A 15,921-nucleotide genomic window follows, 5' to 3' on the forward strand; every position below is an offset into this window, starting at 1 on the left:
GGACGCGAGAGGTCGCACCGCACAGGTGACCGGTGGTCGGACCACGGTCGGATGCGGAAAGTCCGACCGTGGTCAGATGCCGGGCCCGGTGCGGGGGCGATACGGTCCGGGCATGAAGTGGGGCGGGCAGCGGCTCGATGGGTGGATCGTCACCGACGTGGTGACGGCGATCGTCGTGGCGCTGATCATCAGATACGCCGTCGCCGATCCTCCGGGGCCGTCGTCGTGGTGGCCGGCGTGGGCGGCGTGGCCGGTCGGGGCGGTCCTCGCCCTGCCGATCGCCCTACGGCGGCGCACGTCGCGTGCCGTGCTCGCCTTCGCGGCCGTCACGGGCGTGCTGGCGACCGTGACCGGTGCCGTGGCGGCGGGCGCGATCTGGGTGACGTACGTGCCGACCGCGCTCGTCCTGTACCTCGTGGCCTCCACGACCTCGCTGGCCTGGTCGGCGGCATACCTGGCGGCATGCGTGGCCGGCGCGGTCACGGCGGTGCTGATCTTCTACGAGCAGGTGTTCCCCGGTCTCGAGCCCGCGGCAGGGCCGAGCGAGCTGCCACCCGCGTGGCCGATCGAGATCGGGGTGATCTCGGTGCTCCTGATCACCGCGGGGGCCGTCGGAGCGGCCGTCCACTGGAAACGGGAGACGACCGCCCGCCTCGTCCGCCACCTCTCCGAAGCGGTCGTGGCCGACGAGCGCCGCCGCATCGCCCGGGAGCTGCACGACGTCATCGGCCACAGCATGAGCCTGATCGCCGTCAAGGCCACCGTGGCCAACCACGTCGCCGACGCCCGCCCGCAAGAGGCCCGCGCCGCGCTGGCCATCATCGAGCAGACGAGCAGGAGCACGCTGGCCGAGATACACCGAGTGCTCGGCCTCCTCCGCTCCGACGGCGACCCCCGGCTGACCCAGGAGGAGACGCACCTGCCCGTCCCCGGCGTGGCAGACCTACCCGGGCTCGCCGACCACGCCCGCTCCGCCGGAGTGGAGGTGGACCTCACCGTCCACGAAGAAGCCGAACTCCCAGCCGCGGTGGCGATGTCGATCTACCGCATCGTCCAACAAGCCCTGACCAACGTCATCACCCACGCCGCACCCACCCACTGCTCGGTAAGCGTGCACATCAACCCCCGAGAAACCACGATCGAGGTCCTCGACGACGGCCCCCGTCACGGCCGCCCACCCCGCACCGGCCCCGGCGGACACGGCCTGATCGGCATGCGTGAACGAGTCAAACTGTACGGAGGCACCTTCAGCGCGGGCCCCAGGCCGGAGGGTGGCTTCCGCGTGGCAGCCCGCCTCCCGTACGACGAGAACCCGACCGCGACATGACCGGCACAACACCTCCAGCAGCGATATGGCCGGCGACGGCACGATCAACGATGACGCGGACGGCGACCACATGGCTGGGGATCGCACGACCAAAGGTGACATGGACGGCGACGATTTGGGGGGCGCGACGTGGGTGGCGACGAAACGATCGGTGGCGAAACGATCGGTGGCGACATGACCGATGGCGAAACGATCGGCGGCGGCATGACCGGTGACGCCGTTCCGCACGAGTCGTCACCGACCATCCGGGTCCTGCTCGCCGAGGACCAGGTGCTGGTGCGTGACAGCCTCAAGGTCCTCATCGACACCACTCCAGGGCTGGCCACCGTGGGCGAGGCGGGCACCGGTGCCGAGGCCGTGCGCCTGGCCCGCCGGCTGCGCCCCGACGTCGTCCTCATGGACATCCGCATGCCCGATATGGACGGCATCGAAGCGACCAGCCGCATCTGCGCCCACCCCGACGGCGCCGACGTCCGCGTCCTCGTCCTCACCACCTTCGACCTGGACGAATACGTGTACGGCGCGCTCCGAGCGGGAGCGAGCGGCTTCCTCGTCAAGAACGCCACAGCGGAGGAGCTCCTGGCCGCCATCAGAGTCGTCGCCGCCGGCGAGGCCCTGCTCGCGCCCTCGGTGACCCGACGCCTCATCGCCGACTTCCTGCGCGGCTCCCGCTCCACCCCAGCCGTGCGCGACCTGGGCAACACCACCCAACGCGAACGCGAGGTGCTCACCCTGATAGGCAGCGGCCTGTCCAACACCGAGATCGCCGAGCACCTGCACCTCACCGTCGGCACGGTCAAGACCCATGTCGGCCGCCTGCTGTCCAAACTGCACGCCCGCGACCGCGCCCACCTGGTCATCGCAGCCTACGAAGCCGGCCTCGTCACCGTCCCGGACGACCACCAATGACCAGCACGCTTCGGAGGCGCACACACCACCACCCCGGGCGGGCACCGTGACACAGCCGGTTTCAGGAGGCGGGTCATGGTCCGAGACGGTCATCAACGACCTGCCCAGCCCAAAGGGGCCCGGCCCTACCCGGCCCAAAAAGGCTCGACCCTACCCAGCCCGAAGGGCCCGGCCCGAACGGGCACGTCCTGCTCAGTCGCCCGAGCTGGTCACCGAGCAGGTATGAGTGTCGGTGACCTGCACAGTGCGCGGTGGGCTCGCCGCCGTTCCAGATGCACCTCCGCGACCTGCCCACCGCTGTGGCGGGATCGTCGCGAGTCCGCAAGATCGCCGGTGGCTCGCATGAGCTGCGGCCCACTGGCCGACCCGGGCAGGGAGCGTCGGTGGCTCGCCGATCGGTGGCGGGTTTGCTGCCTCCGGGCGAGCGCCGCTGATCGCCTGAGCTGAGCCCGGTACGGTGCGTTCCGGTGGTGGTGGTGGACGCTCGAACTTCGAGGGCCGTTCGGTGCGGACTAGATGTGGACTTCGCCGCCGTCCACCACCAAGTCGGCGCCCAGGATGAAGCTTGACTGGTCGGAGGCGAGGAAGGCCACTGCGTCGGCGACTTCCTCCGGGCGGCCCACTCGGCCGATCGGGATGCCCGTGGTGAAGTACTCCCTGGTGACTGGGCTGTTCTTGTCGGCCACGGCGCCGTCCAGGCCCGGGGTGTCGATGGTGCCGGGGGAGATGGCGTTCACGCGGATGGTGCGGTCCTTGAGTTCGTTGGCCCAGGTGCGCGCGAAGGAGCGGATGGCCGCCTTCGAGGCCGCGTAGACGCCGAAGGCCACGACGCCGTCTCCTGCGCGTACTGAGGAGTTGAGGATCACCGAGGCGCCGTCATTCAGGAGCGGGAGGGCCTTCTGCACCGTGAAGAGGGTGCCCTTGACGTTGGTGCCGATGATGTCGTCGAAGTGGTCCTCGGTGACCTGCTCCAAAGTCGCGAACGAGGCGGCGGCGGCGTTCGCGAACAGGATGTCCAGGCCCTGGCCGCGCTCTCGTACGGCGGTGTAGAGGTCGTCGAGATCAGTCAGGTTGGAGATGTCGCCCTGGACGGCGGTCACCGATGCCGGGCCGATGCTCGCCACCACCTCGTCCAGGACGACCTTTCTGCGTCCCGTGATGAACACGTGGGCGCCCTCGGCTGCCAGCCGCCTGGTGGTGGCCAGGCCGATGCCGGTGCCGCCGCCCGTCACTACCGCGGTCTTGCCTTCGAACAGCTTCATGGCTTTCACCTCATGAGAAATCTGTACCAATCGGTACTTAATGGTGACGATAGCACTTCCGCACCGATCAGTACACAACGGTAGGATCGAAGTCGTGCAAAGCCAGGGGAAGGCGCCGGTCGGCCGCCCGCGCGGGTTCGACGCCGAGAAAGCGCTCGATCGGGCCATGCGGGTCTTCTGGGAGCAGGGCTACGACGGCGCCAGCCTCACCGACCTGACCAAGGCCATGGGCATCAGCCGCACCAGCATGTACGCCGCGTTCGGCAGCAAGGAAGATCTGTTCAACCTGGTGCTACGGCGCTACACCGATGGTCCGGCCTCCTATGGGCGGCGGGCCGTCCAGGAGCCGACTGCGCGCGAGGTGGCCACCGCGTTCCTGCACGGCGCGGCCCTGGCCACCACCACTCCCGGCGCGCCCGCCGGCTGCCTCGGCGTCCAGGGGTCACTGGCGGCGGGGGAGCCCAGCCGGGGCATCCGCGACACGCTCGCGGCCTGGCGCGACGACGGCGTCGCCCTCCTCGCCGAACGCCTCCAGCGCGCCGCCGACGAGGGCGACCTGCCTGCCGGCCACGACCCCGAGCTGCTCGCCCGCTACCTCATGGCCGTCGCCAACGGCATCGCCGTCCAGGCCGCCGGCGGCACCCCTCGCGACGAACTTCGCCGGGTCGCCGACCTGGCCCTGCTCCAATGGCCGAGCCCATAAGCAAGAAACACTCTCCCTCTGCCGACTGGACAAATTCTGCGAATTGTGGCCCGTGACGCGATGGGCGGTCCGTTCTGACGAGAATTGAGATGTCTCTCTCGTTGAATGCAGCGGAGTTTCATGCCCTCGCCAGAGCCAAAGCGCCACCCAAAGCCCTGCTGACCTGCGGCGAAGCCACTTTCAACGAAGCTGCCAGGCGGCCATTTCCGCTTCTCCGGAAAACGCCGACGACACGTGTCGGGATCAGCATTCATGGCAAGCCAATAGAGTCCTCCGCCATGGATACGAAATACCAGTCGGCCGAAGAGCTGGCGATCGCTTTGCGGGCCGGGGAAGTGAGCTCAGCAGAGCTGACGGACGACGCGATCGCCCGGATCGAGCGGGACGACGAGGTGACCAACGCGATCTGCGTACCGGACTTCGACCGGGCGAGAGCAGCCGCGCGAGACGCCGACCGGGTGCGCGCCCGCGGTGCGGAGCGGCCGCTGCTGGGCGTCCCGGTGACGGTCAAGGAGTCGTACGACGTCGAAGGGATGGCCACGACCTGGGGCATGCCGCAGCACCGCGCCTTCATGCCGGCCGAGGACGCGGTCCAGGTGCGGCGGCTCAAGGAGGCGGGCGCGGTGGTGCTCGGCAAGACCAACGTGCCGCTGGGCCTGCAGGACATCCAGACCTTCAACGACCTCTACGGCACCACCACCAACCCCTGGGACCGCGACCGCACGCCGGGCGGGTCGTCCGGCGGTTCGGCGGCGGCGCTGGCGTGCGGGTTCGGGGCGCTGTCGATCGGCTCCGACCTGGCCGGTTCGCTGCGTACGCCCGCCCACTTCTGCGGCGTCTACGCGCACAAGCCGACGCTCGGGCTGGCGGCGACCCGCGGCATGGCCCTGCCGAAGGAGCTGCCGGCGGAGCTCGACCTGGCGGTCGTCGGGCCGATGGCGCGTACCGCCCGCGACCTCGCGCTCCTGCTCGACGTCATGGCGGGGCCCGACCCGCTGACGCACGGCCTGGCGTACGAGCTGAAGCTGCCGCCCGCCCGCCACGACCGGCTCGGCGACTTCCGGGTCCTGGTCCTCGACGAACATCCGCTGCTCCCGACCGGCTCCGCCGTGCGGGCGGGCGTGCACCGGGTGGCCACCGCGCTCACCGACGCAGGCGCCCGCGTCGAGTGGCACAGCCCGCTGCTGCCTGACCTGGCGGAGGCCGCGAGGCTCTACATGCAGCTGCTGATCTCGGGTTCGGTCGCGCGGTTTCCCATGGAACCGCACGAGCAGCACCCGGACGACCAGAGCCTCGAGTCCGTACGGCTGCGCGCCCTGACCTTCAGCCACCGCGACTGGCTGAAGGTGAACAACCGCCGCGAGGCCCATCGGCACGGCTGGCGGGCGTTGTTCGCCGAGTTCGACGCCGTGGTCTGCCCGGTGACGCCGACGCCGGCGTTCCCGCACGACCACAGCCCCGACCCGATGCGGCGGCGCATCGACATCGACGGCACCGAGTACCCGTACTTCGACCAGCTCGTCTGGGCCGGCCTGGCCACCATGCCCGGCCTGCCCGCCACCGCCGTCCCGGCGGGCGGATCCCCCGAAGGGCTGCCGGTGGGCGTGCAGCTCATCGGCCCGATGTTCGAGGACCGCACCCCGCTGCGGCTGGCCGAGCTGCTGGAGCAGGAGATCGGCGGCTTCCGTCCCCCGACGGAGCGGTAGCGTCGAGGACATGATGATCGAGCTGGACGTTCACGTGGATGGGGCCCGCACGCTGCACGTCTACGACACCGCTCCAGGCGACGGCGTGCGGTTGCCGGTCATGTGGCGCCGGGGCGGGCCGTGGCGTCCGTCGCCGGTGACGCGGCGGCGGTCGCGGACGCGCTCGGCATCGGCAGGTTCGCCCGGCGCGAACTTCGCCTACGACTGCGAGTTCAGCCGACCTGCGGCTGCTCCCCGGCGACAGCCACTTCACCGTCGTCACCCACGCCGAAGCCGGCCTGGAGTGGCTGTGCGGCGTGGCGTAGGTCACGCCGCCGCCATGTCACAACGAGCGGGCCGCCGGCATCTTCTGCTCGACCGGGAACAACCCCGGTGTGTGGAAGGAGCACCATGAACGCCCTCTTGGCCACCACTTTCGGCGGCGACGTCATCGAGCCTGGCACGGCCGGCTACGGGGAGGCCGCTCGCACGATGCTGGTCCCCGGCAGCCCGGCCTACGTCCTGCGGCCGGCGAGCGTGGCGGACGTGCAGGCCGCTGTCCGGTTCGCCGCCGACGCGGGTCTGGTGCTGTCGGTACGCGGCGGCGGCCACGCCTTCGCCGGTTTCGGCACCAACGACGGCGGCGTCGTCCTCGACCTCGCCAGGCTCGCCCACGTCGAGGTCATCGACGAGGAACGCCACATCGTCCGCGTGGGCGGCGGCGCCACCTGGGGTCGGGTCGCGGACGCCCTGGCTCCGCTGGGCCTGGCGATCTCCTCGGGAGACACCAGGAGCGTGGGCGTCGGCGGGCTGACGTTGAGCGGCGGCATCGGCTGGAAGGTCAGAAAGCACGGCCTGACCCTGGACAGCCTGGTCGCCGCCGAGGTCGTCACCGCCTCCGGTGCGGTGCTGCGCGCTAGTGCGGAGGAGAACCCCGAGCTGTTCTGGGCACTGCGCGGAGGCGGCGGCAACCTCGGCGTGGTGACCGCCTTCGAGCTGGCGGCGCACCCGACGACGGACGTCTTCTTCGGCGCGGTCACCTTCCCTGCCGCGGAACTCGCCGAAGTACTCCAGGGCTGGGCGGCCTACCTGCGAACGGCCCCGGACGAGCTGACCTCCATCGCGAGCTTCGCCAACCCCTTCGAGGGCGGCCACGAAGCGCCGGTGAAGATCCAGGTCGCCTTCGACGGCGACGACCCCGAGGCGGCCGCGAAGGCCATCGACCCGATCCGCGCTCTCGGCACGGTGCTGAGCGACGACGTCACGCTCCAGCCGTACGCGGACATCCTGGAGGAGGGCCAGGCCGCGCCGCCCGGCATCCGGCTGCTCACCCGCAGCGCGTTCGTCGAGGCGGGGTCGGTGCGCCAGGTCCTGGAGCTGCTGGCGGAGATCGGGGCGGCGCAGGGCTCACCGTTCATCTCCGTCCGCAGCGTCGGAGGCGCGGTCGCCCGGGTCCCCGACGATGCCACCGCCTACGCTCACCGCCAGGCGGAGCTGATGTTCGTGACCACCGCAGCCGGGCCGGAGCCGATCGTCGAGGCGGCCCGCCCGGCTCTGGAGGCGATCTGGGCCAGGCTCGCGCCCCACGTCAGCGGGGCGTACGCCAACTTCCTCACCTCCGCCACGCCGGACGACGTGGCCGCGGTCTACCCGCCGCCGACCCTCGGGCGGCTCGCGGCGGTCAAGCGCCGGCACGACCCCCGCAACCTGTTCTCCCGCAACCACAACGTCCGCCCATGAACCGGATGGACCCGGCCACCGAGGACTTCGTGGCCCACAGGAACCTGCTGTTCACCGTGGCGTACGAGCTGCTCGGCTCGGCCGCCGACGCCGAGGACGTGCTGCAGGAGACCTGGCTGAAGTGGGTGGGCGTCGATCTCGGCACGGTGCGGGATCGGCGGGCGTACCTGATCAGGATCGTGACGCGGCAGGCGCTGATGCGGCTGCGCACGCTCGGCCGCCGCAAGGAGTCGTACGTCGGCCCGTGGCTGCCCGAGCCGCTGCTGACCACGCCCGACGTGGCCGAGGACGTCGAGCTGGCCGAGAGCGTCTCCATGGCCATGCTGCTGGTGCTGGAGACGCTCACGCCGGCCGAGCGGGCGGTGTTCGTGCTGCGCGAGGTGTTCGCCCTCGGCTACGACGAGATCGCCGAGGCCGTGGACAAGAGCCAGGCCGCGGTCCGCCAGATCGCCCACCGGGCCCGCTCGCACGTCGCCGCCCGCCGGCCGCGCGCGGGCGTCTCGCAGGCCGAGATCCGTGACGCGCTCGACGCCTTCCGGCGGGCGGCGGAGACCGGCGACCTGCAAGGTCTGCTCGCCGTCCTCGCGCCCGACGCCGTCTTCCTCAGCGACGGCGGCGGAGTCGTGGAGGCGCTGCTGGAGCCGCTCGTGGGGGCCGAGCGGATCGCCCCGCTGGCCGTCGCGCTGTCCAGGTTCGGCGCCGGCGCGCTGCAGCCGGCCCACGTCAACGGCCATCCGGCCCTGGTGCTCCGCATCGACGGCGGGATCGACGCCGTCATCACGGTGCGGGTCGAGGGCGGCCTGATCAGGGGCGTGTACGCGGTACGCAATCCGGAGAAGCTGTCGCGCGTGTACGAGGAGACCCCGGTGAGCCGCTGAGCGGGACGGGCGGGCCCGATCACTCCATCGGCCCCGAAGCGTCGGACGAGGAGGACGGCGGCGGCCCGCCCACCAGCGGGCCACCCACCAGCGGGGCACCCACCAGTGGGCCGCCGGCAGTGGGCCGCCGGCAGTGGGCCGCCGGCAGTGGGCCGCCGGCAGTGGGCCGCCGGCAGTGGGAACGAAACAGTACTTTCGGCCGGTACAAGCCCATGGGACCCGTGCCCTAGCGTGAACGCCGTGCGTGCTCCCGTTCGGCTCGAGGTGGCGGCCGAGATCGGACTCGGCGTCGTGCTCGCGCTGGCCATCGCCTACCAGGCCACCCGCCTCGCCGCCAGCTGGGGTGACGGCTATTGGGTGCCCGGCGCCTGCGTCGGCGCGGTGGTGGCGGTGCTCGCCGTGGCACGCCGCGCCGCCCGGCTGTGGACCGCCGTGGCCGGCCTGACCGTGGCCGGGCTCGCCGTCCTGCCCGCTCACCTCCTCCACCTGCCGGCGGAGCCGGGCCCCGCCACCGCGCTCGGCCTGGCGGTGCTCGTCGGCTCCGCGGTCAGGAGGCTGCCCGCCGTCCGGGCCTGCGCGGTGGCCGCCGCGGGGGCGGTCGTCATGACGGGCGGCCTGCTGACCGGCTCCGGCTCGCCCGTGCCGGTGCAGGGCGGCCTGATCTGGCTCGCCGCCCTTGGAGGCGGGCTCGTCCCCCGATGGCTGGCCGCCCGCCGCCGCGCCGCCACCGAGCGCGTACGCCGTGCCGAGCGCCGCGAGCTGGCCAGGGAACTGCACGACGTCGTGGCCCACCACGTCACCAGCATCGTGCTCCAGGCGCAGGCCGCCCAGCTCGTCACCGCCAAGCACCCGGACAGGACGGCCGCCTCGCTCGCCGGCATCGAGGCCGCGGGCCACGAGGCGCTGGCCGCGACCCGCCGCGTGGTCGGCCTGATGCGCGAGAGCGCCCCGGGCGTGACGGGTCATCGGGAGCTCGCCGAACTGGTCGGACGCTTCGACGGCCACGGCCGATCGGCGCGGCTGCGGCTGACCGCCGAGCCCGACGGCTGGCCGGCCGAGGTGCGCAGCACCGTGTACCGCGTCGTCCGCGAGTCGCTGACCAACGTCGCCAAGCACGCCGGGCACGCCCGCGTGGTCACCGTCGGCATCACCCAGGACGAGCAGGCCGTCACGGTCGTGGTGGAGGACGACGCCCCGCACGCGAACGCCCGCCCGCGCCGCGCCGGCTACGGCCTCATCGGCATGGGAGAACGCCTCGACGCCCTGGGCGGAACTCTCACCGCCGGCCCCGGCCCTGGCGCGGGCTGGATCGTGCGCGCCACCGTCCCCGCCGGGGAACGCCGATGACGCCGCCCATCCGGGTGCTGCTGGCCGACGACCAGGCGATGATCAGGGCCAGTCTGCGCATCATTTTGGAGGACCAGCCCGACATCGTCGTGATCGCCGAGGCGGGCGACGGCGACGAGGCGATCGAGCAGGCCCGCCGGAAACGTCCTGACGTGTGCCTGGTGGACGTCCAGATGCCCCGCCTCGACGGGATCGAGGTGGCCCGCGCGCTGGCCGACGCCCCGACCCGGGTGGTCATGGTCACCACGTTCGACCTGGACGAATACGTCCACGGCGCGCTGCACTGCGGCGCGGCCGGGTTCGTGCTGAAGGACGCGGGCCCCGCGCTGCTGGTCGAGGCCGTAAGGGCCGCCCACGCGGGCGACGCGCTCATCTCCCCGTCGATCACGCTGCGGTTGCTGCGCCGGCTCGCCGACCGGGGAGCCGGGAGCGCGGCCCGCGCGCCCGCGCAGCCCCTGACCGCGCGGGAGACCGAGATCGCCCGGGCGGTCGCCAGGGGGTGCAGCAACCAGGAGATCGCCGACGATCTGTTCATCGCGGTGAGCACGGTCAAAGGGCACGTGGCGGGCGTCCAGGCCAAGCTCGGCGCCCGCAACAGGGTCGAGATCGCGGCCTGGGCCTGGGAGAGCCGCATGATGGACGCGGGGCGCTAGGTCAGCCCACGACGAACGGCAGCCGGCCGGCCAGGTCGCCCAGCTCGTCCCGCTCTACCGGGGTCGGGCCGCGGCGGCCGGTGCCGACGAGCAGCGCGGCCTCGTCGGAGAACGACGCGGGGAACGCGGCCCCGGCGATCTTCTCCAGCATCTCCCGCGACAGGGCCAGCCCTTCGGCGGGCGGGCCGGGCACGCCGGGCAGGTGGGCGATCAGGTCGAGGTGGTGCAGGGTCCATTCGAGCACGTACGCCGTGAGGTAGTCGCCCGCCGTGAGCACCTCGTCCCGCGTGCCCACCCGCATCGCGGGGTCGGCCAGCGCGGCGGCCCGTCCCGCGGCGGAGCCGACGTCGTCGAGGTGGAACTTCAGCAGGTACGGGTCCTCGTAGGCGGCGGCCAGCCGGACGGTGAGCGCGTCGAGCGGGTCGTCACCGGTCGGGGGAGTGCCGGTGACCTCCCAGTAGGTGATCGCGTCGCGGGTCGGCGGCTCGTCGGTCGGGGTGACGAGGGTGATCAGGACGTCTTGGGCGTCGATGACCAGGTGGCAGACCAGGTCGCGCACGAGCCACCCGGCACAGCCCGACGGCTCGGCGAAGACGTCGTCGGGCAGGTCGGCGACCGCGGCGCGCAACGCCGCCCAGGAACGTTCGAAGGCATCCACGCGCCCACACCGTAGCGGCCGGTCACGAGGCCGGACAACCGGCTTACCCGGTGATGCTCCACGGGATCTCCCGCTCACCGGCGTCACCCGGGTCGAGCGCGAGCTGCGCGCAGCGGCGTCCCTGGTCGCGCAGCGGGTTGGTGACGGAGATGATGCCGAGCTGCTGAGCTGCAGGTGAGGCGTCCCACCCGAGGTAGACGCCGCCGGGGTGGGAGTCTTCGAGTGCCTGGCGGGCGCCGATCGCGAGCTCGTCGCTCATGGCGATGACCAGCGCGTCCGCGGGCAGACGGGAGGCGAGGTCGCGGGCGGCGGCGGCGCCGTCGGCGCGGGTGTTGCGGGCGATGACCGCGACCGGCGTGCCGTCCCAGCTCAGGCCGGCCTCCTCGACGGCGTCGCGGTAGCCGCGCAGGCGGGCGTCGGTGACGGGGAACGGGACGTGCGGCGGCAGGCCGGCGCCCGTGGTCGTCATCGCCGCGCGGGCGCGGTCGAGCGGGAACGAGATGACGGCGGGGGCACGGCCCTCGCGCAGCGCCCTGGCGGCGATGGCGCGGGCGGCCGCGCGGTCGTCCTGGGTGACGCAGGCGATGCCATCGCGCACGGGACCGCCCTGGATGACGGCGGGCCGCGGATCGCCCGCGACGGCCGCGAGCACCGGATCGTCCTCGGTGGTGGTCCACAGCACGAACGCGTCCACGGCGGCCGACAGCACCCGGTCGGCGTCGTCGGCGTCGCCCCGCGTCGGGATGAACGTCAGCCCCTGCCCCTCCTCGACGCACACCTCGGCCACGCCCGCGAGGAACCGGGCCGCCTGCGGGTCGTCGAAGGCGTAGACCAGGTGCTCGCTGAAGACCACGCCGAGCTGCCTGGTGCGGCCGGACTTCAGCGCGCGGCCCACGGCGTCGGGGTGGTAGCCCAGCTCGCCGGCCGCGCGGTGGACGCGCTCGCGGGTGGCGTCGGCGACGCGGGCGGGGCGGGTGAAGGTGTAGGAGGCGGTCATCAGCGAGACGCCCGCTCGGGCCGCCACGTCCTTGAGCGTCACGCGTCTGCGGTTGGTGGACACGCCGCCATCCTAGTTGTGTAGCGTTACACATATGATGAGAGCCAGCGTGTCGGGTCGTGCCGCGCCGTTTCTGGGGTTCGCGGGTTTCGGGGTGTTCTGGGGGGTGTGGGGTGCCTGCCTGCCCCTGCTGCGTGCAAACGCCGGGGTGGGTGACGCGCGGTTCGGCGTCGCGCTGCTGCTGGTGGGGGCGGGGGCGCTGCCCGCCATGCTGCTGACCGGGCGGCTCGTGGACGCCGTCGGCCTGCGGGTGGCCGGGATGCTGCTCGCGCTGCTGGGCGTCGCGGGCGTGGTGCTGTGCGCGGTCTCGTCCGGCTATGTCGGGTTGTGCGCGGGCATCCTCGCCGTGGGGGCCGGCTCAGGAGCTACGGACGTGGCCATCAACACGCTCGCCGCCACCGCGGAGAAGCGGACCGGCCGGCCTGTCGTGGCACGCTCGCACGCCGCGTTCTCCGCCACCGTCGCGGCGAGCAGCCTGGGAGCGGGCGCGCTGGCCGCCGCGACCGGCAGCCTGCTCGCCGCCTTCACCGCCGCCGCCGTCGTCGTGGTCGCGCTCGGCACGGTCGTGGCCGCCGCCACCCGATCGATCACGGTACGGGACGGCGCCGCGCCCGACGGCGACCAGGCCGCAGCCGTGCAGGAGGCGGCGGGCCACCGGGACGAGCAGGCCGACGGCGCGGCGGTGCGGCGAGAGGGTGGCGGGCGGTTGCCGGGGCGGGGGATGCTGCTGGTGGTCGGGGGCGTGGGGGCGTTGGCGTTCGCGGCGGAGAACGCGTTCCAGACCTGGGCCGCGGTGCTGCTGACCGACGCGTTCGCGGCCTCGCCCGCGCTGGCCGCCGTCGCCCCTGCCGCGTTCGCCACGACGGCCGCGCTGGCCAGGCTGGCGGGCGGCCCCGTCATGCTGCGCCGCCCGATCGCCACGCTGGTCACCGCGGGCCTGATCGCGACGGCGGGCGGCGTGCTGACGGCGTTCGCCCCGTCGCTGCCGCTCGCCCTGGCGGGCGTCGTCGCCGCGGCGCTGGGCACCGCGACGCTCTTCCCCACCCTCCTGTCGTACGGGCTGCGGCCCGTCCCCGACGCGTTCAGGGGCCGGGCCACGTCGGCCATCTCGACGGTCGCCTACCTGGGCTTCCTGGCAGGCCCGGCCTACTTCGGCCTGCTCGCCGACGCCGGCGGCGTGCAGCGGGCGTTCCTCGGCGTGGCCGCGCTGACCGGGCTGCTCCTGGCGGCCGTCCCGGTGCTGCCCAGGCTGAGGAGGCCGGAGCCGATCACGCCCCGACGTACGCGGCCAGGTGCTCGCCCGTCAGCGTCGAGCGGGCCTTGACCAGCTCGGCCGGCGTGCCCTCGAAGACCACCCGGCCGCCGTCGTGACCGGCGCCGGGGCCCAGGTCGATGATCCAGTCGGCGTGCGCCATGACCGCCTGGTGGTGCTCGATGACGATGACCGACTTGCCGCTGTCCACGAGCCGGTCGAGCAGGCCGAGCAGCTGCTGGACGTCGGCCAGGTGCAGGCCGGAGGTCGGCTCGTCCAGGACGTACACGCCGCCCTGCTCGGCCATGTGGGTGGCCAGCTTGAGCCGCTGCCGCTCGCCGCCGGACAGCGTGGTGAGCGGCTGGCCCAGCGTCAGGTAGCCGAGCCCGACATCGGCGAGGCGGGTGAGGATGGCGTGCGCGGCCGGCGTACGGGCCTCGCCCGCGCCGAAGAACTCCACGGCCTCGGCCACCGGCATGGCCAGCACCTCGCTGATGTCGCGTCCGCCGAGCTTGTGCTCCAGGACCGACGGGTGGAACCGCTTGCCCTCGCACTCCTCGCAGACGGTGGTGACGCTGGCCATGAAGCCCAGCTCGGTCTCGACGACGCCGGCGCCGTTGCAGTCGGGGCAGGCGCCCTCGGAATTGGCGCTGAACAGCGCCGGCTTGACGCCGTTGGCCTTGGCGAACGCCTTGCGGATCGGGTCGAGCAGGCCGGTGTAGGTGGCCGGGTTGCTGCGCCGGGAGCCGCGGATGGGGCTCTGGTCGATCGACACCACGCCGGCGCGGGCCGGGATCGAGCCGTGGATGAGCGAGCTCTTGCCCGATCCGGCCACGCCGGTGACGACGGTCAGCACGCCGAGCGGGACGTCGACGTCCACGTTCCGCAGGTTGTTGGCGGTGGCGCCGCGGATCTCCAGGACGCCGGCCGGCTCGCGCACGGTGTCCTTCAGCGCGGCGCGGTCGTCGAGGTGGCGCCCGGTGATGGTGCCGGCCGCCCGCAGCCCTTCGAGGGTGCCCTCGTAGCAGATCTCGCCGCCCCCCGAACCGGCGCCGGGCCCGAGGTCCACCACGTGGTCGGCGATCGCGATCGTCTCCGGCTTGTGCTCCACGACCAGCACCGTGTTGCCCTTGTCGCGCAGCCGCAGCAGCAGGTCGTTCATGCGCTGGATGTCGTGCGGGTGCAGGCCGGCGGTGGGCTCGTCGAAGACGTAGGTGACGTCGGTGAGTGAGGAGCCGAGGTGGCGGATCATCTTGACGCGCTGCGCCTCGCCGCCCGACAGGGTGCCCGCGGGCCGGTCGAGCGACAGGTAGCCGAGCCCGATCTGGACGAACGAGTCGAGCGTGTGCGCCAGCTTGCCGAGCAGCGGGGCCACCGAGGGCTCGTCGAGGCCGCGTACCCATTCGGCCAGGTCGCTGATCTGCATCGAGCAGGCGTCGGCGATGTTGACGCCGCGGATGCGCGAGGAGCGGGCGAGTTCGCTGAGGCGGGTGCCGTCGCACTCGGGGCAGGCGGTGAACGTGACCGCCCGCTCCACGAACGCCCTGATGTGCGGCTGCATCGCCTCGGGGTCCTTCGACAGGAACGACTTGCGGATCTTCGGGATCAGCCCCTCGTACGTGAGGTTGACGCCGTCGACCTTGACCTTCATCGGCTCCCCGTACAGGAAGTCGTTGAGCTCCTTCTTGGTGAAGTCGCGGATCGGCTTGTCGGGATCGACGAGGCCGGAGGCCGTGAAGACGCGGACGGTCCAGAAGCTGTCGACCTTGTAGCCGGGCACGGTGATGGCGCCCTCGGAGATCGACTTGGAGTCGTCGTAGAGCTGGGTGAGGTCGAGGTCGTTGACCATGCCGCGGCCCTCGCAGCGCGGGCACATGCCGCCGGTGCGGGTGTAGGTCGCCTTGACCGGCTTCTTCTTCTCGCCGCGCTCGACCGTGATCGCGCCGCTGGCCCGCACGGTGGGCACGTTGAAGGAGAACGCGTTGGGCGAGCCGATGTGCGGCTGTCCCAACCGGCTGAACAGGATGCGCAGCATCGCGTTGGCGTCGGTGGCGGTGCCGACCGTGGAGCGCGGGTCGGCGCCCATGCGCTGCTGGTCGACGATGATCGCGGTGGTGAGCCCGTCGAGCACGTCCACCTCGGGCCGCGCCAGCGTCGGCATGAAGCCCTGGACGAACGTGCTGTACGTCTCGTTGATCATCCGCTGTGACTCGGCGGCGATCGTGCCGAAGACCAGCGAGCTCTTGCCCGACCCCGACACCCCCGTGAACACCGTCAGCCGGCGCTTCGGGATCTCGACGCTGACGTCCTTGAGGTTGTTGACGCGGGCGCCGTGCACGCGGATGAGGTCGTGGGTGTCGGCGGCGTGGGGCGCGGGCGACTGGGTGTCCGTGCTCGTGGCCATGCTGTCGGAGTCTCCATCTGTCTTATGGGCGCTGCCGCTGGTCGGG

13 protein-coding genes are annotated in these 15,921 nt (G+C 72.5%); 9 read left to right on the forward strand and 4 right to left on the reverse strand.

What is annotated here, in order from left to right; all coding sequences use genetic code 11:
- Nucleotides 1-112 precede the first annotated feature (112 nt).
- Nucleotides 113-1,327, forward strand: a complete 1,215-nt coding sequence (locus AB0K28_RS21615) for a sensor histidine kinase (protein ID WP_364372660.1) — start codon at nucleotides 113-115, stop codon at nucleotides 1,325-1,327.
- 204 nt (nucleotides 1,328-1,531) lie between these two features.
- Entirely contained in the window at nucleotides 1,532-2,236 is a 705-nt protein-coding gene (locus AB0K28_RS21620; RefSeq protein WP_364373293.1) for a response regulator transcription factor, read from the forward strand.
- A gap of 512 nt (nucleotides 2,237-2,748) precedes the next feature.
- On the opposite strand, the gene AB0K28_RS21625 is transcribed toward AB0K28_RS21620, so the two are convergent.
- The gene (locus AB0K28_RS21625) at nucleotides 2,749-3,498 is read right to left on the reverse strand and encodes an SDR family oxidoreductase (RefSeq protein ID WP_345406856.1); all 750 of its coding nucleotides are present in this window, start codon (nucleotides 3,496-3,498) and stop codon (nucleotides 2,749-2,751) included.
- A 94-nt stretch (nucleotides 3,499-3,592) separates the two neighbouring features.
- Here AB0K28_RS21625 and AB0K28_RS21630 point away from each other — a divergent pair, with 94 nt between their 5' ends.
- The 6 genes from AB0K28_RS21630 (at nucleotide 3,593) to AB0K28_RS21655 (ending at nucleotide 10,504) form a co-directional block, all read left to right on the forward strand.
- Nucleotides 3,593-4,201 carry a TetR/AcrR family transcriptional regulator gene (locus tag AB0K28_RS21630; RefSeq protein ID WP_364372664.1) on the forward strand — a complete coding sequence of 203 codons (609 nt, stop codon included), beginning with the start codon at nucleotides 3,593-3,595 and terminating at the stop codon, nucleotides 4,199-4,201.
- A 278-nt stretch (nucleotides 4,202-4,479) separates the two neighbouring features.
- Complete coding sequence (locus AB0K28_RS21635) at nucleotides 4,480-5,907, forward strand: amidase (protein WP_364372667.1); 1,428 nt, start codon at nucleotides 4,480-4,482, stop codon at nucleotides 5,905-5,907.
- Nucleotides 5,908-6,297: 390 nt separating this feature from the next.
- Nucleotides 6,298-7,626 (forward strand): FAD-binding oxidoreductase, encoded by a 1,329-nt coding sequence (locus AB0K28_RS21640; RefSeq protein ID WP_364372670.1) that lies wholly within the window; start codon nucleotides 6,298-6,300, stop codon nucleotides 7,624-7,626.
- On the forward strand, nucleotides 7,623-8,504 hold the full coding sequence (locus AB0K28_RS21645) for an RNA polymerase sigma-70 factor (protein WP_364372673.1): 882 nt from the start codon (nucleotides 7,623-7,625) through the stop codon (nucleotides 8,502-8,504). Before AB0K28_RS21640 ends, AB0K28_RS21645 begins: the two co-directional genes overlap by 4 nt.
- Before the next feature lie 240 nt (nucleotides 8,505-8,744).
- Nucleotides 8,745-9,851 carry a histidine kinase gene (locus tag AB0K28_RS21650; RefSeq protein ID WP_364372676.1) on the forward strand — a complete coding sequence of 369 codons (1,107 nt, stop codon included), beginning with the start codon at nucleotides 8,745-8,747 and terminating at the stop codon, nucleotides 9,849-9,851.
- Nucleotides 9,848-10,504, forward strand: a complete 657-nt coding sequence (locus AB0K28_RS21655; RefSeq protein WP_364372679.1) for a response regulator transcription factor — start codon at nucleotides 9,848-9,850, stop codon at nucleotides 10,502-10,504. Before AB0K28_RS21650 ends, AB0K28_RS21655 begins: the two co-directional genes overlap by 4 nt.
- Before the next feature lies 1 nt (nucleotide 10,505).
- Here the strand turns inward: AB0K28_RS21655 and AB0K28_RS21660 are convergent, their stop codons facing one another.
- The gene (locus AB0K28_RS21660; protein ID WP_364372682.1) at nucleotides 10,506-11,162 is read right to left on the reverse strand and encodes a maleylpyruvate isomerase N-terminal domain-containing protein; all 657 of its coding nucleotides are present in this window, start codon (nucleotides 11,160-11,162) and stop codon (nucleotides 10,506-10,508) included.
- 43 nt (nucleotides 11,163-11,205) lie between these two features.
- Nucleotides 11,206-12,222 (reverse strand): LacI family DNA-binding transcriptional regulator, encoded by a 1,017-nt coding sequence (locus AB0K28_RS21665; protein ID WP_364372685.1) that lies wholly within the window; start codon nucleotides 12,220-12,222, stop codon nucleotides 11,206-11,208.
- Nucleotides 12,223-12,253: 31 nt separating this feature from the next.
- Here AB0K28_RS21665 and AB0K28_RS21670 point away from each other — a divergent pair, with 31 nt between their 5' ends.
- On the forward strand, nucleotides 12,254-13,543 hold the full coding sequence (locus AB0K28_RS21670; protein WP_364372688.1) for an MFS transporter: 1,290 nt from the start codon (nucleotides 12,254-12,256) through the stop codon (nucleotides 13,541-13,543).
- Here the strand turns inward: AB0K28_RS21670 and AB0K28_RS21675 are convergent.
- Nucleotides 13,488-15,875, reverse strand: coding sequence for an excinuclease ABC subunit UvrA (locus tag AB0K28_RS21675; protein ID WP_364372691.1), 2,388 nt, complete (start codon nucleotides 15,873-15,875; stop codon nucleotides 13,488-13,490). The two genes, AB0K28_RS21670 and AB0K28_RS21675, sit on opposite strands and share 56 nt — an antisense overlap.
- Nucleotides 15,876-15,921: the final 46 nt, after the last annotated feature.

The organism is Nonomuraea sp. NPDC049504 (genome assembly GCF_040676845.1).
In the GTDB taxonomy this organism is placed as follows: Bacteria; Actinomycetota; Actinomycetes; order Streptosporangiales; family Streptosporangiaceae; genus Nonomuraea; species Nonomuraea salmonea.